The sequence below is a fragment of the Acetobacterium sp. genome (assembly GCF_041752335.1).
Taxonomy (GTDB): Bacteria; Bacillota; Clostridia; order Eubacteriales; family Eubacteriaceae; genus Acetobacterium.
The window spans coordinates 1-18,797 of record NZ_JBGSHG010000055.1; the positions used below are offsets into that span (position 1 = coordinate 1).

Below are 18,797 nucleotides of genomic sequence, written 5' to 3' on the forward strand. Positions count from 1 at the left end.
TTACCTTTCTTAGAGACTGGACATCTTTAAAGGTAACGCATTTGATCGGTATTGACAATGGCTCTTTGCTTCGAAACCACCTTAATGGGTGCACAACTTTTTGGAGACCTTTTGCTTAACTAATATTTTACCAAACACAATTATCGACTGAAAAATAAGAGGCGCCATCATAATAAGCAGCATAACCACGATTTGAAATATTGCTTTGGGTATTACCGACAGTCAGTACCTTTATCAATTGTTCATATTTGGGATCCCCTGTTTTTGCCAAAGCGTCCTGACAAAGAGTTTTAATGGTTTCAAAATCTTTTCCCAGGCGCTGATAAATTGGGATGAGCTGATCATAAAGCGTGACCAATTCGGTTTTGTTTTTTGTTTGGGCAATGCTGGTTTCTAATATTGCGGCAGTTTCAGATAGGAGTTTGTCAGCCTCGTCAGTCTTTTTGGTGCTGTCGTATACCGCAATCAGTAGTAGATTCGTTTGCGGATCAGGGGCAATGTTCTTGGCTTCAAGCAGAACTGTCTCGGCCTTTTCATAGTCTTGGGTAGGCAACATAGACCTCAGCTTTTCCCACATAGGGGGCGGTAATTTTGTTGTCAATAGCAATAGCATGATCGTAAGCGAGGATCGCTTCTTCATAGTTACCATCTTCCAGGTATTTTTTCGCCGAGATCAAGGGCCTTATTGATTTCAGATGTTTTCATCTGAGCAGGGATAACGAAGGCAAGGGCAGTGAGAATAAAAATTCCTGCTACCACACCAATAATAATAAAAAGTTTTTTTCGCTGTTTTTGAGGGGGAAGGGTTTCACACAGCAGATCTTCGGTTATCTCTTCTTCGTCATGATAGCGTTTTTCAGTACTATTGGTATCTGTCTCTAATGATTCGATATTACTTATATCACGTGGAAGTTTATTTGTATTATTTTGATCACTCATTCTTTTTTCCTCCAACAGAATATTTGAAGACAGTGATGTTAAGGCGACAGCATAAAAAATTTGATGAATTATAATTAATTGAGGTGTCAAAACTCAAGCCATTTGATATGCAAAATATCGATTATATGTGAGATCATAGTCAACATATTGCATGCAATTATGGCAAAAACTATTTTTGACACGCTAACCAATATTACTGAATAGTAACAATTCCATTATTGACATAGGGTGATTTGAAATCAGAAGGTAACTGATAACGATTATTACCAATATCCTGTGCGGCAGTGTATTCAAACCATGCATCACTATTCGCAACATCGCCGGTAAGCAATCGAATACTTATTTTGTTATCGCCAGGGGTGCCAAAATCAAATTCATATTCCACTGGAACTTGTTTAACACCTTCGACCTTGTAATCAGCTATTCGGATCGTACCTCCTTTTTCAGTGGTACTTAATATTTCATAACTTCCCCAGCCTGGGCTGTATTTTACCCAAAATCGCAACTCTGTATTTGTAATATTGAGAATGCAGTCTTGGTCAGCATATCTATACCAAACCCCAGAAAGTTTATCAATAAATTCTCCATTTGTGAGCTTATTTTGTTTAATGATATATTTTCCTTCCGCAACCGGGCATTTTACGCCAGCTTCATTTACTTCCATCATTTTCACAGTGATTTCACCGGCTTGAAGGGCAATGGGTGCTGTATATTCAGTAGACGCAATACTGGGTTCACTGCCATCGATGGTGTAATAGGCTTTATCAGTTGAACTACCTTTTATAATTTCCAGTGACTGGATGCCCTGGTATTCACCCGGTGTCAGGCTGAAACTTGGTTTTTTTACGATATAACTGGCTTTTTTATCGAGGTAGCTTTGATCGCCAGTCGCTTTTGCGGCTCGTTCCAGGAGGGCAATGATTTCGGATTCGGTTTTACCGGCTTTAACGAAGGCATTGATTAATGCATCATAGATTATTTTGAGTTCTTCTTGATCCGTGGTAGTTGCAATTTTCTTTTCCAGGAGCTCAATAACTTTGGCATACTCATTGAGTTGGGTATACAACTTTGATACATAAACAATGACTCGGGTTTCTTCCGGGTTGTGATTGATGAGTTCATCCAGTAGCGATTTGGCCAGATCTTTACGTTCGGTATTGATATAGACATCGGACATTAGCGCTTTTCCGTTGTCTGTATACTCAATGGACTTGGCTGTTTCGAGTTGTACTTCTGCCTCAGTGAAGTTTTTTAAGCCAATGTTGGCAGAACCTTTTCCTTCATAGGCAGCCACTAGCTTCGGTTCGATGGCGATGACCTCGTCAAATGCAAGGATGGCTTCTTCATATTTGCCTTCTTCCAGATATTGTTCACCCAGATCAAGACATTTGTTGATCTCAGTAGCCTTCATTTGAGCCGGAATGAAAAAGGCAAGAGCGGCGATGATACAAATAACGATGCCAGTACCAAGGATGAGATAGCATTGCTTATTTTTATTTGATTTTAGAGTAACTTCATTCATTAGTGATTCGGTTGGTTCTTCCTCTGAATCATGAGTTTCCTCATCACTGAATGAGCTATTCAGCGAATAGTTTTCACAGATTTCATTCAAGAGTGGATTATCAGTGTCACTTAAATTCGTCTCAAGAGAAGATTCGTTTTCATGATCAGCTTGATTCTGTTTGGGCGTATTATCATCGAAATCAGCAAGAACTTCGGTTTTTTCGGCACAATCATTTGGAATTAGCGAAGAGTATTTTTTATCTTCAATTAGAAGGTCGGTTTGGTGTTCTAATTCTGGCTTTGAGATTTTTTCCGTCTGTCTTGCCGTATTTTCGTTTTTATTATTTGGATTTTTCACTTTACCCTCTCGAATTAAACTGAATTTATATAAACTTAAAAAATCTTAAGATTCTTTTAAGATGAGTATAGCAGACTCAAGGCTAAAAAATCAATCAGATTGTTGATAATTTTGAAACTATGGTTGTTTTAATGTAAAAAAAATGACATAATCTTTAGCTTATGTCAGTATTGAAAGGTAACAATATTTCGCAATAAAAATTCAACATTTATAAAGTAGCTTTAATCTGTTAACGATACTGGAAATGACAAACCAGTTATTATTGGGTTAAATTGGATGGAACCCTGCAGGAATGGTTAATCGAAAACTTCAGTGATAACGTTACACTTAGAGCAACGGATGATTTTGTTTATATGCTTATGAATGATATTTTATAATGCATCGATTGAAGAAATGGACTTTATCCCTTTGAATTCCGTTCAGGTGGCATTTTTTAATATCAACAATAAAATGATTTATTTTGATCATTTGGATTTTTGATCTGTTTGTTGTAAAATATAAATACAGAAAGGGTGGCAAAAAGTACTTGAAAAAACATTTATCTATAAAACGAATGAAATTTAGATGGAAGCGAGGTATCAACAATCATTTCACAAATTAATGAACAGATGGCGGCATACGGAACAATAAAAGAAGTTAATTTACAAAAAAATGGATCAACAGCACTTTCGCTAATAAATATCGCCGGAGACAAGATATACTTTTTAGTTCTTGGATTCAAGAAAAGAATCGCAGGTTGTTTGGCAGATAATGATGTTAAGAATCTGAAAATCAATTGGGGGGAGTATATCGGCGAATAGACTGATGCGGTGTTACTAGGAAAGAAGCTGATGAATAGGAGTATCTATGTTAAAAAAACAGGAAATTCAACCACTGATTGACTGCGATAAAACGGAAGAATTATATAATGAAACACAGTCAACCACTAATCTAAACCGTAAAAAAATTTATCTGTGCCTAGGCTTGGTGGTGATTCTAAGCATTCTTGTTCTGTCGGTTTTTCTGATTATGACACAAATGAAAAATGATGAAATTAACAAAACGCTAGAACTGGGGCAGCAATATCTGGATGAAGGTAAATATGAAGAAGCAATCATAGCTTTTAATGATGTCATTGACATTGATTCAAAGCAGATATCAGCGTATGAAGGTAAGGCTGAAGTTTATGTCGCTACTCAAAAGTATACCGAAGCAGAGGAAGTATTAATTGAAGCAAGGCAGATCGCCGCTAGTGGCAAAACAAACTTGCTCTTGGTTGAGGTATATGACAATACCGAAAAGTTAGTCGAATCTGAAAAACTTTTAGAAGAGACAATGACCTTATTACAGCTTGATATTGAAAAAACAACTAACAAGTCTGAATTAATAGATCTTTACGATCAGCTAATCAATGTCTATCAGAGACTTGGGAAGAACCTAGGGTCAGTACGAACTTTATGTACCCAAGCATTTAAGGCCACGGAACAAACTAAATATGAAATATTGATGAAAAGTTTGGTTCAGGGAAATACTTCAGGTAACAGTGTAAATAATGGTCTGGTAACACAACAGGGAGATTGGATTTTTTATCGGAATAGTAATGACAATGGATCGCTTTATAAAATCAGAAATGATGGAACAGAAAAAACGAAACTGAACAGTGAGGATACACTTTATATTAATGTAATTGATGACTGGGTATATTACAGAAATGGAATAAATGATTCCATTTATAAGGTCAAAACGGATGGGACTAATAGAACACTGTTAAACAGTGATACAACTATTCTTAAATCATATTTACAAAATGAAATTCTTGTTTCCGGGGATTGGATCTACTTCAATAATTCTGATGACTGGCGCACTATTTATAAAATGAAAACTGATGGTACCGAAAAAACAAAAATCACTGAAATTTTGGCTTGCTGTTTTTACGTTAGCGGTGACTGGATCTATTTTAGTGAGGCAATGAATGTCGGTGCTCTCCGTAAAATAAAAACAGATGGTAGTGAATATACGAAAATGGATGATCAAAATTCATACTATTTTAATTTTGTTGATGATTGGATTTATTACCCCAGGTTTAGTGATCAGTACCGATTATATAAGATGAGTGCTGATGGAACAAAAGAAATGAAGGTTCTCGATGAAATCTGCGGAACAATCAATATTGTCGATAACTGGATTTATTTTAACGATAAAGAAGATAATGAATGCCTTTATAAAATTCGCTGTGATGGGACAAGTAAAACAAAATTGAATAATGAAAAGTCTTATCATATTAATGTAATTGATAATTGGATCTATTATTCAACCAACTACGAAAACTCAGCGATTTTTAAAATCCGTACAGATGGATCGGATCGGCAAAAAGTAGAGTAGATCGATGCTATCCTCGTTATGAAGGCCTGGAGTGTGGGTCAAACTAAATATATACTTTAAACTCCCTGTCAGAAAACGATCGGGAGTTTAAATATGATACCCAAGAATAAATTTGTTGGAGAAATTCGAGTTGCATTTTTAAATTTGGTTGATTTGATTTATAATGGTGCATAAGCGGCAACGAAGCGCGTGTGTTTTGCTTTGCCTGCGATCAGAAAGAGATAGGATGGTTCGCATGTATAAAATACTAATTATCGAAGACGATCAGATTATTGCCAAGGCACTGAAAAATCATTTGGATAAATGGGAACTGGAAACCCAAATAGTTGCGGATTTTCATCATATTCTGGATCAGTTTGTGGCCTATGATCCTCAGCTGGTTCTTTTGGATATTTCGCTGCCATTTTTTAGTGGCTACCATTGGTGCAGTGAAATCCGCAGGATTTCCAAGGTGCCGATAATTTTTATCTCATCCACCAGCGACAACATGAATATTGTGATGGCTATGAATATGGGTGGGGATGATTTTATTGCCAAGCCCTTCGATCTAACAGTGGTGGTGGCAAAAATTCAGGCCCTGCTGCGGCGGACCTACTCCTTTCAGGGACAGGTCAGCCTGCTGGAACATAAGGGTGCGATTCTGAATCTCGGCGAAGCCAGCATACTCTATGCCGATCAAAAAGTGGAACTGAGCAAAAACGAATTCAAGACCCTGCAGATTTTGCTGGAAAACAAGGGCAAGGTGGTATCCCGGGATGTGATCATGAAACGGCTCTGGGACAGTGACTGTTTTGTCGATGACAATACCTTGACGGTCAATATTGCCAGGCTGCGAAAAAAACTGGATGAGGCCGGACTGGCAGATTTTATTGCCACCAAAAAAGGCATTGGCTATTTAATTGGGGATTAAGCGAGGTTTAAAATGAAAACAGCTTATCTATTTGGAGCCTACCTGAAAAGTCGGATTAAGGTAATCGCAGCCTTTGTTTTATTTATGATGGTGTTTGCGCTGGTCTATGCCCTCTATTATCTGCCGCTGGAGCCCATTGTTTATAGCGCTGAACTGGTGACCGCGCTGGCAGTAATTTTTACCGGCCTGGATTTTTGGCGTTTTTATCAAAAACATCAGCGTCTGACAGCCGCGATCAATGCGGCAACGGCCGGGGTGGGGGAACTGCCCAAGCCCCGGGATCTGTTGGAAAGCGACTATCAAACCCTGATCCGGGTGCTGGCTGAGAACCGCGCTGAACTGATCTCCCAGTTTGATAATCGCCAAACCGATATGATAGACTACTACACCTTATGGGCCCATCAGATTAAAACCCCCATCTCGGCTATCGGGCTGCTGCTCCAGACCGAAGAGGGTGACCGGGAACGCACCCGCGCCTATGGGCAGGAACTTTTTAAGATCGAACAATACGTGGAGATGGTACTCCAGTATTTACGGCTGGAAAGCATGTCCTCGGATTTGATTTTGGTCGAATACGATTTGGCTGACATTGTCCGACAGGCCGTGAAAAAATATGGTATTATTTTTATCAATAAAAAAATAGCGCTGGAGTTGGCAGAACTGAATTGCCGGGTTTTAACTGACGAAAAATGGCTGGTCTTTGTGCTGGAGCAGCTTATTTCCAATGCCCTGAAGTACACCAATCAGGGCAAGATTTCCATTTATCTGGATGACCAGTCAGAAAAAACCCTGATCATTGAAGATACCGGCGTCGGCATCCGGGCAGAAGACATAGCCCGGATTTTTGACCGGGGCTTTACCGGCTATAACGGCAGAATGGATAAAAAATCCACTGGCATCGGTCTTTATCTCTGTCAGCAGGTGCTTGATAAACTCTCCCATACCATCACTGTAACCTCCCAGGTCGGCCAGGGGACCCGGGTCAGCATTGATCTGGCGACCCGAGGGTTTGAAGCGTTATAAAGCAACCTTACAAAAGTGTAAGATTGACAGCCGAAATGTAAGGCAAAGCGATGGCCGGTACCTTTCTTTTTAGCTATACTTTGGTTATCGATAAAATAAAATTTCAGATCAGGGAGAAAAAGAATGCGATTACTCGAAGTAAAGAATTTAAAGAAAATTTATACCACCCGGTTTGGCGGGAATCAGGTCCAGGCGTTGTCCAACGTCAGTTTTTCGGTGGAACAGGGCGAATATGTGGCCATTATGGGGGAATCCGGTTCGGGAAAAACAACCCTGCTCAATATTCTGGCCTCCCTGGATAAACCCACCAGCGGCGAAGTATTTCTGGATGGCAAAAACATTGTCACCATCAAGGACAGTGAGATCTCAGCCTTCCGTCGGGATAACCTGGGCTTTGTGTTTCAGGACTTCAATCTGTTAGATACCTTTTCGCTTCAGGATAATATCTTTTTGCCGCTGGTGCTGGCCCAAAAAAATTATCAGGAAATGAACAGCCGGCTCCAGCCCCTTTCTAAGCGGTTGGAAATTGAAGATATTCTGCAAAAATTCCCCTATGAGGTTTCCGGCGGGCAAAAACAGCGGGCCGCGGTGGCTCGGGCGCTGATTACGAGACCCAAACTGGTGCTGGCTGATGAGCCCACCGGCGCCTTGGATTCCAAGGCAGCCATGAATCTGCTGAAGATTTTTGCAGCCATCAATGATCTGGGTCAGACGATCCTGATGGTCACCCACTCGGTGGCGGCAGCCAGTCATGCCAACCGGGTCTTGTTTATCAAGGACGGCGAAATTTACAATCAGATCTATCGGGGTTCGATGAGCAACGACGATATGTATCAGAAAATATCCTTTACCCTGTCGGTGTTGGCTTCCGGAGGTGAGGATCTTGAATAAGTTTTTTTATCCCAAACTGGCACTGGTCAATCTCAAGAAAAACGGGAATACCTATATTCCCTATATTCTGACCTGCATCGGCTCGATCATGGCTTTTTATACCATGGTTTCGATCCACAGCAACAAGGGACTGGATCAAATGCCCGGATCGATAAATTTAAAGATGATTCTTTTTCTGGGCATCATCGTGATTGGCATCTTTGCGGTCATCTTTCTTTTTTACACCAATAGTTTTTTAATCAAACGACGTAAAAAGGAACTGGGTTTATACAGCATCCTGGGGCTGGAAAAGAAGCATATCGCCCGGGTGCTATTCTATGAGACCATCTTTGTGACGGTCATCAGCCTGAGTCTGGGACTGATCGGCGGGATCCTGATTGGGAAACTACTGTTCCTGTTATTGCTGAATGTCGTTCATTTCAAAAGTCCCTTAAGCTTTCATATTGATTATTGGGGGCTGTTGATCACCACCGGGGTTTTTCTGGCCATCTTTGGCTTGACCCTGTTGACAAATTTCTTACAGGTAAAACTCAGTAATCCCATTGATCTACTAAAAGGTGGGCAACATGGCGAGAAGGAACCAAAATCTTCCTGGATCGTCACACTGATCGGGATTGTTTCTTTGGGCACTGGCTACGGGATTGCCCTTTCGGTGGAAACCCCACTTGAGGCGTTGTTGCTTTTCTTTGTGGCGGTGGTGTTTGTTATCATCGGCACCTATGCGTTGTTTATCTCCGGGAGCATTACCCTGCTGAAACAATTGAAAAAGAATAAACGTTTCTATTATCAGTCCCGGAATTTCATTTCGGTGTCGGGGATGATATACCGGATGAAACAAAACGCGGTGGGGTTGGCTAATATCTGTATCCTGAGCACCATGGTGCTGGTCACCCTGTCCACCACCGTGTCTCTGTATATTGGTCAGGAAGGGATGCGACGGGATTTTTATCCGCTGGATGTCAGCATTGTCGGTGAAGCAGCTAATACCGATTTCGCTGCAGTTGAAGCGATTGTTGAATCAGAAAAAGATAAATTAAAGGTGAGGAGTAACAATGAAATTTCTTTTGATCTGGCTCATTTTCGAGCTTTTCAAGAAGGCGGTCATTTTCTGAAGGATATGGTCGCGGACGAAAGCACCGATGCCATGTATTACGAGAGGATCTCGAACATCACCCTGATTCCGCTGGACGATTATAACCGTTTAACCGGTGCCAATGAAAGTCTGGCCGAAAATGAAATGCTGATTTTTTCGGTCGGTGACAATTATGGCGAACCGACCATTGTTTTTGGTGATCAGCAGTATCTGATTGCCGAGCAGCTCGCAGCTATTCCGATGGACTTTAAAAAGACCCAGGATATGGGCCATACCTACTACCTGATTGTTAAAGATGATGCAGTCATGGAGGCCATTTATCAGAACATGAAAAATGACGATGATCCCCAGACCACCCTTCATGCCCTGATGTTTAATCTTGAGGGGGATGAGGACACCCTCAACGCCTTTTCCGCCAATCTGCGGACAGCGGTGCTCCAGAACAATCCGGATATCAACATCCAAAATCTTTACGAAGCATTGACAGAACTTTATTTCTTCTTCGGCGGCTTCCTGTTTTTGGGGGTGTTTTTGGGATCACTGTTTATGATGGCCACAGTGTTGATTATTTATTTCAAACAGATTTCCGAAGGCTACGAGGACAGCGAACGGTTTGAAATCATGCAGAAGGTGGGAATGGATAAAACCGAGGTTAAAAAAACCATCGGCAAACAGATTCTGATGGTCTTCTTCCTGCCCCTGGCTGGCGCCATCGTCCATGTCGCCTTTGCCTTCCCGGTCATCACCAAAATGCTGGCCGCCTTCCGGCTGACCAACATACCGCTGATCTTTTTATGCACCCTGGTCGGCGTCGTCGTTTATGCCTTGGTTTACACGGTTGTCTATCTGCTCACCGCCAGATCATACTATAAGATGATACATTAAGAATAACTTGGCAAACAAAAAATCCCCTATTTCAGGGGATTTTTTTCTAATAAAGCTTCTACGTCTTTGAAACACATGGGCTTGCCAAACATAAAGCCCTGGATACAATCGCAGTTGTTGGCTTTCAAATAATCCAACTGGGTGCTGTTTTCAATGCCTTCGGCGACAATATGGGCATCCAGATTATGACCCAGCGAAATGATATCGCCGACGATGCGGATTGAGGAATCCTTATCGGTGAGATCATCGATAAATGATTTGTCTATTTTCAAGGTGTCAATGGGGAGTCGTCTGAGATAGCTCAGGGATGAAAACCCGGTGCCGAAATCATCCAGCGAAATCCGGACATTTAAGGACTTTATTTCATTGAGCATGGCAATGGTTTCTTCGATGTGGTCAATAAAAAGAGATTCGGTTATTTCCAATTCCAGCTGCTTGGGATCCATGTTGGTTTCATCAAGAACCTTTTTAACAATGTCGACAAAATTCTTGTCGCGCATCTGAACCGCCGAAACATTCACCGAAATGCAAAGATTCTGATCAAAACGATTATCCAATTCCTTGAATTTATGGCAGGCGGTTAGCAGCACCCACTGGCCAATACCGATGATCAGCCCCATTTCTTCAGCCAGGGGGATAAAGCTCATCGGGGCAACCCGACCATAGTGGGGGGAGTCCCAACGAATCAGGGCTTCAAAGCCGCGGATGCGATGATCCACGGCATTGAACTGAGGCTGATACTCAATAAAAAATTCCTTATTCTCATAGGCCTTTAGGAGCAGGGATTCCATTTGGATCTTATTGAGAATTTCTGCTTTCATATCCGGTCTGAAGAACTGAATATTGTTTCGTCCCAGTTCTTTGGCCTTATACATCGATGTGTCAGCGCTCTTAAGCAGTTCAATGGGATCTTTGCCATCCTGAGGGAAGACCGATATACCGAAACTGGCACTGACTTTAAATTCTGAGCAGCTGGTTTTGATTTTATCGCAAAGTTCATTGCGCAGGCGTTCCACATAGTTATAGGCGGCATCTTCTTTAATGTTCCGCTGAATGATCAGGGCAAACTCGTCCCCGCCCATTCGACCCAGTAAATCATCTTCATGAACGAGTTCCTGCAGACGCTTGGCGGTATATTTTAAATAGTCATCACCATAAAGATGACCCATGGTATCATTGATTTTTTTAAAATTATCCAGATCGATGAAGACAATAAAAAAAGCTGATTTTTCATTTTCAGAAAGACTGACAAGTAAATGCAAGCGTTCCAGAATCATTTTGCGATTGGGGAGCTCGGTTAAACCATCATAATAAGCCAGAAAATGAAGGCGCTCTTCGTTTTTCCGGATTTCTTCATTGGAGGTCCGGAGCTCGCGATTCTGGTTTGCCAGGGTCTGTTTGGTGTGATTTAATTTTTTATATAGTCCGGCGATTTTTTCTTTTTGGGTGATCACTGCAGTCAGTCGCATCATGGCTTTATCGTACCGATTCAGGTTCATGTAAAAGGCTGCGGTAGCCAGGCTGAATACGAAAGTGAATAGAACATTCTGAATCAGAAAATAAACTGGGGCAAATTGAAAACCATCCACAGGCAGGAGAAAGGTCACATATAGTCCGCAGATAAAAGTCGTTGCGGCGATATAATAAAGCATCGTTATTTTCAGTCGCATCATGGCAATGATAATCATCACAAAAGCAACCGACCATACTGCTGGGCCGATAATGTGGTAGTATCGGACCACGATAAAAGCCAGACAGATGGATTGGGAAAGGGAAAGCAGATGATCAAATAAAGCACTGTCCAGTTCTTTCCGGGAAATCAGTTCAAAGGTTAAGCCGAGCAGCAAAAATATCGCGCTGTTCACCAGCACGGTTGTCAAATCGCTGCCCCAGAAAAAATAAACAATCACGATGTTGGCAAAGGCTCCAAAAAAGAGCAACGGCGCAGCAAGCATACAGGATATAATATTCTGATAATATAATATTCGCGAAGGGTCATCGGCGGCGTTTAATCGCTCAAACACAGCGGGCATTGTTCGTTTAAATTTAAGGTTATCCATTACACTACCTCTTCGATTTAAAGGATTACAGTCATTTTGCTCTATTGTAGCATTTCCCGGGCCTTATTGCGATAGATAGAAGTATATGTTTGTAAAATAAATAGCCGGCAACCATTCTGAAAAGCCGTATTTTAGCCTTAAATCACTTAAAAAAACCTGTACATTTATCTTATCCATGTTATAATATAAACACAATTAAATAAGAAATGTAAAAAATCATTTAGGATGAAAAATTTCATTGAGGGAATCTGGTTAGAATCCAGAACGATCCGGTCACTGTAATTAGTTATGTCTCCTTAATATGTCACTGGGCACATTTTGTCTGGGAAGGCAAGGAGAATAAAAGCTATAAGTCAGGAAACCTACTAAAATGATGTGCTAAAGTGTCCTTCCAGGGAAAAGGAAAGTTAGTAACATAAACAAAAGTTGGTTCAGCGACGTTTATCGTGATAGGAATCAATGGATAAGTGTAATGATAAACCTTTTTTCCCATAGTATTGTGGGTGAAAGGTTTTTTTTTCGGCGAGTTATCAAAAAAATGGAGGATGATAATAAATATGAAAGAAACAAAAAGAACCATGACCGTTGTCGGTATTGTGTTTTTTATGGTCGTTTTGGCAGCACAGCCAGTCAACGCTATGCATATTATGGAAGGTTTTCTGCCAATCGGCTGGGCGGTCTTCTGGTGGGTATTGTCCCTGCCGTTTATCGCCTTTGGATTATATCAGGTGGGAAAAATATTCAAAGATAAGCCCGAGCAAAAAGTCCTATTAGCGATTGCAACGGCTTTCACCTTTGCTTTATCAGCGTTTAAACTGCCTTCGGTAACCGGCAGTTCATCTCATATGACCGGGATCGGTTTGGGTGCCATTGTCCTGGGTCCCTTTGCCACTGTTGTAGTTGGTACCATTGCGCTTTTATTTCAGGCGCTGCTGCTGGCTCATGGCGGGCTGACAACTCTGGGCGCCAATGCCTTTTCGATGGCAATTGTAGGATCTTTTGTGGCTTTTGGGATTTATAAAGGGTTGTCAAAACTCAATGTTCCCAAAGCCTTAACCGTCTTTTTAGCAGCATTTATAGCCGATCTGGCAACCTATGTGACCACCTCCATCCAGCTGGGACTGGCTTTTCCGGATCCGGTCGGTGGGCTTATGGCTTCAATTATTAAGTTTTTAAGTATCTTTGCGATTACCCAGATACCACTGGCAATTATCGAAGGCATTTTAACCGTACTGGTGGTCAATGCCATCTACCAATATAAAGAAAAGGGGATTATTTCAAATGAAACTCTCACCGATAACTAAAATTATTCTGATTTTGCTGATTGGCGCACTGATTATTATCCCTCAGATTGCCTTGCCAGACGCCGAGTTTTCAGGCGCGGATGATGCCGCCGGAACGGCCATCACCACAATTGATGAAAATTATGTGCCGTGGTTTGAAAGCTTGTTTGATCCCGGTGAAATGGAAGAAAACCTATTCCATTTCCAACAGCTCTTAGGCGTTGGCGGATTGGGAATCTGCTTTTTCTACCTTTATAAAAAGTCGAAAAAAAATGAAAAAGCTGACAAATCAGCTTAAATTATACTAAACAGCAGCTTAGGAGACTAACATGATTGATCGTTTTGCCCATACCAATAAACTCAGCAATGCCAATCCTAATGTTAAGGTAGTGGTTTCATTAGTCATGCTTCTTTCGGTGTTTTTTATCAATGAACCCCTGTATATGGCAGGGGTTTTTGGTGTTATGGTGGGTTGTACCCTGCTGTGGGCAAAAATTCCGGTGCGAATCTATCTGCATACGCTGGTCTTTGATTCCCTCTTTATTATCCCCGGAGCCCTGGCGCTATTGTTTACCATCTCTAAGGGTGGCGGCGATTACTTGTTCGCATTTGACTTTTTTCAATTTACCATCGGCATCACCACCACCAATCTGGTGCTGGCCAGCCTGGTTTTCTGCCGAGCGATGTCAGGCGTTTCCTGTATGCTTTTTTTAATATATACAACCCCGGTGATGCAGATTGCCGGAGTCATGAAAAAAGCTCATATCAGCAATACTTTTTTAGAAATATTTATTTTAACCTACCGCTTCATCTTTGATTACTGGGATAAAATTAAAGTCATGGCAACCGCCCAGGAACTGCGGTTTGGCTATCGTAATTTAAGAGTCGCGATCCAATCCATCGCAATGATGTTAAGTAATTTATTTCTCATGGCCATCCAGAGCTACGAGGAGATGACCCAAACCCTGGAATTAAAACAATATCAGGGAGACTTTCATGTAAGCTATCGGAAAGGTCTTAAAAATGATTAAAACAGAAAATTTAACTTATCAATATCCGGACGGCACTACCGCCCTCAAAAGCGTGTCGATTGACGGAACCAGGGGCAATTGCATCGCCCTCATCGGTGAAAACGGTGCTGGAAAATCGACCCTAATGTCGGCCTTGATTGGGCTGATCAAGCCAACGGTTGGAACCGTTTTTTTTAAGGAAGAACCCTTATCCTATAAGAAAAAAAATCTCTATGAATTTCGCAAATCGATTGGGCTGGTTATCCAGGAATCGGATAAGCAGGTCTTTTATTCCGGAATATATGATGATGTGGCCTTTGCCCTGAGAAACATGGGCATGGCAGCGGAGGTCATTGATCAGCGGGTGCAGGCGGCCATGGAAGCCACCGGAATCTCGCTTTTGGCCGATCGACCAGTCCATTATCTCAGCTATGGACAAAAGAAACGGGTGGCGATGGCCGGGGTTTTAGCCGTTGAACCGGAGATCATCCTGATGGATGAACCCACCTTAGGGTTGGATCCCAAAAGCAAGGCTGGGGTTAAAGCCATCATCAAAGGAGCTTTAGCCAAAGGCATCAAGATTATTTTATCCAGCCATGATATGGATTTTATTTATGAGTTTTGCGACTATACCTATGTGCTTCATCATGGTGGCGTGCTGGTGGAAGGTGAAACCACCGCGGTTTTCAAAAACACCGAAGCCCTGGAAACCGCCAGTCTGGAACAGGCAACGATGACCCGTTTGGAACAGTGTCTGGGGATTAAAGGGTTTCGCAGCATTGCCGCCCTGGAAGAAGCGATCAGGAATCAGAAAAAGGAGGTTCAAACGGATGAAACTGGTAGTAGCGGGAATTAATCATAAGGATACGCCTTTGGAAATTCGGGAAAAAGGGGCGTTTCTCCATCGCACCCTGAATGAAGCCATCCGGACTCTTTTGAATGAAAAGGACATTGCCGAGGTGATCATTCTTTCGACCTGTAACCGCAGTGAGATCTACGTGTCGACCCGAAATATCGACGCGGCCGGGGAAATCTTAACTGATTTTTATCTCAGTGAAAAATCGGCAGAACTGGCACCCTATCTTTTTGTCAAAAAAGAGCGGGAAGCGATGGTCCATCTCTATGAGGTGGTTACCGGTCTGGACTCCATGATTCTGGGGGAAGATCAGATTTTGGGCCAGGTCAAGGATGCCCTGGAAAAATCCCAGGCCGTTAAGGGTTGTGGCAAATACCTGACGAAAATGTTTCGCGAAGCGATAACCTTTACCAAAAAAGTGAAAACCGACTATAAAATATCGGAAACCCCCTTATCCTTAAGTTCAACCGCAGTAAAGCATATCAAACGGGTGTATCCCGAAGATTATGGGGATAAAAAAATACTGATCATCGGGTCCGGGAAAATGGGCGTGCTGGCGCTGCGCTATATGAAGGCAGAAGGCTTTCAGAACCCCTACATGACCAACCGAACCTTTCATAATATGCATGAATGTGAAGCGATTCATGAAAACGTCCAGATGATTCACTATGAAGACCGCTATGCAATCATTCCCGAGATGGATGTGATCATTACCGCCACCGCATCACCCCATGTTATTTTAAAGGCCGATGAAATGAAGCCGCTGGGCAAACCGCTGACGATAATCGATTTAGCGCTGCCCCGGGATGTCGAAGAAGCAGTCGGCAGCCTGGATAAGGTCGAACTGCTGACCATTGATGATTTTAAAAATATCATGGATGAAAAAATGGCTTATCGGGTCAAGATCGCCAAAAAAATAGCGGCCGAAATTCAGGATGAAATCGATGGACTGCTGTCCTGGGTGACCCACGCCAAGGTTGATAATATGGTCCGGGATTTGAACGAAACCTCCCGGCAACTGGCTGAGGAAACCATTGAAAATCTCTGTGGCCGGTTAAAGCTGACTGAAAAAGAAGAAGTGTATCTGGCCAAGGTGATCCGCTCCAAATTCCGGGAAATGGTGATGCCACCGATTAAACAGCTTAAGTCGCTGGAGTGTGAAGAGGAAATTATCGGCATCGAGAAAACCGTGACCTATCTGTTCCCGGGAATCCAGGACAAAAAACCATTGGAAGAACAGAACCATGATGACACCGCTGTTATTTAACTTAAACCACAAAAAGGTGCTGGTGGTTGGCGGCGGCAAGGTTGCGGCCAGACGAATTGTCACCTTATTGGAAAACGGCATGCAGGTTATTGCGGTCAGTCCTGATTTTTCTGAGGCGATCATCAAAACCGAGAATCATCAGCTGACTCTGATCAATGCCTGCTATCACAAGGAACAGCTTGTTGATATCGATCTGGCAGTGGCGGCAACCGATAATCGCGAGTTGAATCAGCAAATCAAAATGGACTGCCAATCCCAAAAAATTTGGTGTAACCGGGTGGATGATCCGGATGATTCGGATTTCATTTTCCCCAGCGTCATTCGCCGGGGCGATCTAACCCTGTCGGTCTGTACCGAAGGGGCCAGTCCTTTTTTAACGAAGTGCATTGTCGACGAACTGGCCGACCGCTATGATGACAGTTACACTGAAAAAACAGCCTTACTGCGATTACTGCGTCAGGCCGTTTTAGCTGGCGATGGTTCGCCGCACGAAAAATCCGCAAAACTTAAAGAATTGTCCCGATGTTCCAATGTGGAACTGAGGTCAAAACTAGGAAATAACTGACAATTGGAGATAAGATAAATGAATATAAAAGTTGGAACAAGGGGCAGTACCCTGGCCCGCACCCAAAGCCAGTGGCTGATTGATGTCCTGGCCAAAGCTCACCCGCAGATAAACTTCGAAATGGTGATTATTAAAACAAAGGGCGATCTGGTTCAGGATAAACCACTTGATAAAATCGGCGACAAGGGCTTGTTTACCAAGGAGCTGGAAGATGCGCTGTTATCCGGTGAGATCGATATGGCCATCCACAGTATGAAGGATATGCCGTCAAAATTGCCGGAAGGCCTGATGTTGACGGTTCCAACCGTTCGCGAAGATCCCCGCGATGTTCTGCTGACGCCCCATCAGATTACCACCCTGGATCAGTTACCACCAGGCGCAGTGGTAGCAACCGGCAGCAAACGGCGGATCTGTCAGCTGCAAAAGCTGCGGCCGGACGTGGAAATCGTGGGAATTCGTGGCAACATCGATACCCGGATTCGCAAAATGCAGGAGCTGCAATTGGATGGCATCATTCTGGCCGCTGCCGGTCTGAAACGGATTGGCCGTCTGGCAGATCCCGCCTACCAGACCGTGACCTTGCCGGAGAACACCTTTATCCCGGCGCCAGCCCAGGGAATCCTGGCGGTGGAAGTCCGCGAAGACAATGAGACAGTCAAAGATCTGATGGCCGCCATCAGTGATCCAGACACCATCATTCAGATGAACGCCGAACGAAGTTTTTTAAATGCCCTCAATGGCAGCTGTCATATTCCGGTGGGCGCATTTTGTGAAATAAAAAAAGATACCGTTGTACTGTACGGACTTTATGGCCTGGAAGACGGCAGTCATGTGGTCACCCGATCCATTAAGGGAGCACCTGAGGAGGCAGAAAATTTGGGAAAACAATTAGCAGCAGCATGTTATAAAGATGTACATACAAAACCGGGAAAGGTCTATCTGGCCGGCGGCGGTTGCGGGGACCCCGGTCTCTTAACCGTTAAAGCTAAAGATATTTTAACCAAAGCCGATGTGGTGGTTTATGATGCCCTGGTCAATGAAAGTTTTCTAAACGACGCCCGCGCCGATGCCGAAATTGTCTATGTCGGCAAACGGGCCGGCAATCATGCCATGCGTCAGGAAGATATCAATGCTTTACTCGTCCAAAAAGGCCTGGAAGGCAAACTGGTCCTGCGCCTAAAAGGCGGCGATCCCTATGTCTTTGGCCGGGGTGGCGAAGAAGGGGAAGACCTCTACGACGCGGGCGTTCCCTTTGAAGTGATCCCCGGGATTACCTCGGTTATCGGCGGACTGGCCTATGCCGGGATTCCCATTACCCACCGGGATTGTGTGTCTTCGTTCCATGTCATCACCGGGCATTTAAAATCCAACGCCTACGACGGCTCATCGGATCTGGACTGGCCGGTATTGGGCAAGCTCAAAGGCACCATTGTCTTTTTAATGGGCGTCAAAAATCTGGAAAAGATTTGTGACGAACTGGTTAAAAATGGCATGAATCCGGAAATGCCGGTGGCTGTGGTCCATCGCGCCTCCACCCCTTATCAGCGGGTCGTGACCGGAAATCTGACCACCATCTATGACATTGCCACCGCAGCAAAAATCACGGCTCCCAGCCTGATTGTGGTCGGCGAAGTCGTCAATAAACGCCAAAAACTGCGGTTCTTCGATGAAAAACCATTGTTTGGAAAAAATATTATTATCACCCGATCTCGGGAACAAAGCTCCCAGATGGTTGAAAAGATCACGGAGTTGGGTGGCAATGCCATTGAATTCCCAACCATCAAAATTGTCCC

Annotated in this window: 16 protein-coding genes and 1 riboswitch; of the genes, 12 read left to right on the forward strand and 4 right to left on the reverse strand. The window is 43.1% G+C overall.

What is annotated here, in order from left to right; genetic code table 11:
* Positions 1 to 127: 127 nt before the first annotated feature.
* The 3 genes from ACEW8F_RS07335 to ACEW8F_RS07345 form a co-directional block, all read right to left on the reverse strand.
* Positions 128 to 556 carry a hypothetical protein gene (locus ACEW8F_RS07335; RefSeq protein WP_373482826.1) on the reverse strand — a complete coding sequence of 143 codons (429 nt, stop codon included), beginning with the start codon at positions 554 to 556 and terminating at the stop codon, positions 128 to 130.
* 86 nt (positions 557 to 642) lie between these two features.
* On the reverse strand, positions 643 to 939 hold the full coding sequence (locus tag ACEW8F_RS07340) for a hypothetical protein (RefSeq protein ID WP_373482827.1): 297 nt from the start codon (positions 937 to 939) through the stop codon (positions 643 to 645).
* A gap of 193 nt (positions 940 to 1,132) precedes the next feature.
* Positions 1,133 to 2,800 carry a chitobiase/beta-hexosaminidase C-terminal domain-containing protein gene (locus ACEW8F_RS07345; RefSeq protein WP_373482828.1) on the reverse strand — a complete coding sequence of 556 codons (1,668 nt, stop codon included), beginning with the start codon at positions 2,798 to 2,800 and terminating at the stop codon, positions 1,133 to 1,135.
* 846 nt (positions 2,801 to 3,646) lie between these two features.
* On the opposite strand from ACEW8F_RS07345, the gene ACEW8F_RS07350 reads away from it, so the two are divergent.
* From ACEW8F_RS07350 to ACEW8F_RS07370, 5 genes are all read left to right on the forward strand, one after another.
* Positions 3,647 to 5,161 carry a DUF5050 domain-containing protein gene (locus tag ACEW8F_RS07350; RefSeq protein WP_373482829.1) on the forward strand — a complete coding sequence of 505 codons (1,515 nt, stop codon included), beginning with the start codon at positions 3,647 to 3,649 and terminating at the stop codon, positions 5,159 to 5,161.
* 235 nt (positions 5,162 to 5,396) lie between these two features.
* Positions 5,397 to 6,071 (forward strand): response regulator transcription factor, encoded by a 675-nt coding sequence (locus tag ACEW8F_RS07355; RefSeq protein ID WP_373482830.1) that lies wholly within the window; start codon positions 5,397 to 5,399, stop codon positions 6,069 to 6,071.
* A gap of 12 nt (positions 6,072 to 6,083) precedes the next feature.
* Positions 6,084 to 7,094, forward strand: a complete 1,011-nt coding sequence (locus tag ACEW8F_RS07360) for a sensor histidine kinase (protein ID WP_373482831.1) — start codon at positions 6,084 to 6,086, stop codon at positions 7,092 to 7,094.
* A 123-nt stretch (positions 7,095 to 7,217) separates the two neighbouring features.
* Positions 7,218 to 7,985 carry an ABC transporter ATP-binding protein gene (locus ACEW8F_RS07365; protein WP_373482832.1) on the forward strand — a complete coding sequence of 256 codons (768 nt, stop codon included), beginning with the start codon at positions 7,218 to 7,220 and terminating at the stop codon, positions 7,983 to 7,985.
* Positions 7,978 to 9,963 (forward strand): FtsX-like permease family protein, encoded by a 1,986-nt coding sequence (locus ACEW8F_RS07370; RefSeq protein ID WP_373482833.1) that lies wholly within the window; start codon positions 7,978 to 7,980, stop codon positions 9,961 to 9,963. The genes ACEW8F_RS07365 and ACEW8F_RS07370 overlap by 8 nt, the downstream gene beginning before the upstream one ends.
* A 26-nt stretch (positions 9,964 to 9,989) precedes the next feature.
* On the opposite strand, the gene ACEW8F_RS07375 is transcribed toward ACEW8F_RS07370, so the two are convergent.
* A complete protein-coding gene (locus ACEW8F_RS07375; protein ID WP_373482834.1) occupies positions 9,990 to 12,023 on the reverse strand; it encodes a putative bifunctional diguanylate cyclase/phosphodiesterase in 2,034 nt (677 codons plus the stop codon).
* Between the two features lie 204 nt (positions 12,024 to 12,227).
* Positions 12,228 to 12,408, forward strand: a riboswitch (cobalamin riboswitch).
* A 172-nt stretch (positions 12,409 to 12,580) separates the two neighbouring features.
* On the opposite strand from ACEW8F_RS07375, the gene ACEW8F_RS07380 reads away from it, so the two are divergent.
* The 7 genes from ACEW8F_RS07380 to hemC form a co-directional block, all read left to right on the forward strand.
* The gene (locus tag ACEW8F_RS07380) at positions 12,581 to 13,327 is read left to right on the forward strand and encodes an energy-coupling factor ABC transporter permease (RefSeq protein ID WP_373482835.1); all 747 of its coding nucleotides are present in this window, start codon (positions 12,581 to 12,583) and stop codon (positions 13,325 to 13,327) included.
* Entirely contained in the window at positions 13,305 to 13,604 is a 300-nt protein-coding gene (locus tag ACEW8F_RS07385; protein ID WP_373482836.1) for an energy-coupling factor ABC transporter substrate-binding protein, read from the forward strand. The genes ACEW8F_RS07380 and ACEW8F_RS07385 overlap by 23 nt, the downstream gene beginning before the upstream one ends.
* 31 nt (positions 13,605 to 13,635) lie before the next feature.
* On the forward strand, positions 13,636 to 14,337 hold the full coding sequence (cbiQ, locus tag ACEW8F_RS07390) for a cobalt ECF transporter T component CbiQ (protein ID WP_373482837.1): 702 nt from the start codon (positions 13,636 to 13,638) through the stop codon (positions 14,335 to 14,337).
* Complete coding sequence (locus ACEW8F_RS07395) at positions 14,330 to 15,172, forward strand: energy-coupling factor ABC transporter ATP-binding protein (RefSeq protein ID WP_373482838.1); 843 nt, start codon at positions 14,330 to 14,332, stop codon at positions 15,170 to 15,172. The genes cbiQ and ACEW8F_RS07395 overlap by 8 nt, the downstream gene beginning before the upstream one ends.
* Positions 15,147 to 16,439, forward strand: coding sequence for a glutamyl-tRNA reductase (gene hemA, locus ACEW8F_RS07400; protein WP_373482839.1), 1,293 nt, complete (start codon positions 15,147 to 15,149; stop codon positions 16,437 to 16,439). Before ACEW8F_RS07395 ends, hemA begins: the two co-directional genes overlap by 26 nt.
* Entirely contained in the window at positions 16,417 to 17,004 is a 588-nt protein-coding gene (locus tag ACEW8F_RS07405; protein ID WP_373482840.1) for a bifunctional precorrin-2 dehydrogenase/sirohydrochlorin ferrochelatase, read from the forward strand. Before hemA ends, ACEW8F_RS07405 begins: the two co-directional genes overlap by 23 nt.
* A gap of 18 nt (positions 17,005 to 17,022) precedes the next feature.
* Positions 17,023 to 18,797, forward strand: a 1,775-nt coding sequence (gene hemC, locus ACEW8F_RS07410; protein ID WP_373482841.1) for a hydroxymethylbilane synthase, incomplete at its 3' end; no start/stop codon positions are given.

Excerpts from the sequence above, each read along its gene's own strand:
- hemA (WP_373482839.1), top strand. The coding sequence starts at position 15,147 with ATGAAACTGGTAGTAGCGGGAATTAATCATAAGGATACGCCTTTGGAA.
- ACEW8F_RS07385 (WP_373482836.1), top strand. The coding sequence starts at position 13,305 with ATGAAACTCTCACCGATAACTAAAATTATTCTGATTTTGCTGATTGGC.
- ACEW8F_RS07395 (WP_373482838.1), top strand. The coding sequence starts at position 14,330 with ATGATTAAAACAGAAAATTTAACTTATCAATATCCGGACGGCACTACC.
- cbiQ (WP_373482837.1), top strand. The coding sequence starts at position 13,636 with ATGATTGATCGTTTTGCCCATACCAATAAACTCAGCAATGCCAATCCT.
- ACEW8F_RS07405 (WP_373482840.1), top strand. The coding sequence starts at position 16,417 with ATGATGACACCGCTGTTATTTAACTTAAACCACAAAAAGGTGCTGGTG.
- ACEW8F_RS07350 (WP_373482829.1), top strand. The coding sequence starts at position 3,647 with ATGTTAAAAAAACAGGAAATTCAACCACTGATTGACTGCGATAAAACG.
- ACEW8F_RS07360 (WP_373482831.1), top strand. The coding sequence starts at position 6,084 with ATGAAAACAGCTTATCTATTTGGAGCCTACCTGAAAAGTCGGATTAAG.
- ACEW8F_RS07335 (WP_373482826.1), bottom strand. The coding sequence starts at position 556 with ATGTTGCCTACCCAAGACTATGAAAAGGCCGAGACAGTTCTGCTTGAA.
- ACEW8F_RS07355 (WP_373482830.1), top strand. The coding sequence starts at position 5,397 with ATGTATAAAATACTAATTATCGAAGACGATCAGATTATTGCCAAGGCA.
- ACEW8F_RS07340 (WP_373482827.1), bottom strand. The coding sequence starts at position 939 with ATGAGTGATCAAAATAATACAAATAAACTTCCACGTGATATAAGTAAT.
- ACEW8F_RS07380 (WP_373482835.1), top strand. The coding sequence starts at position 12,581 with ATGAAAGAAACAAAAAGAACCATGACCGTTGTCGGTATTGTGTTTTTT.
- ACEW8F_RS07365 (WP_373482832.1), top strand. The coding sequence starts at position 7,218 with ATGCGATTACTCGAAGTAAAGAATTTAAAGAAAATTTATACCACCCGG.
- ACEW8F_RS07375 (WP_373482834.1), bottom strand. The coding sequence starts at position 12,023 with ATGGATAACCTTAAATTTAAACGAACAATGCCCGCTGTGTTTGAGCGA.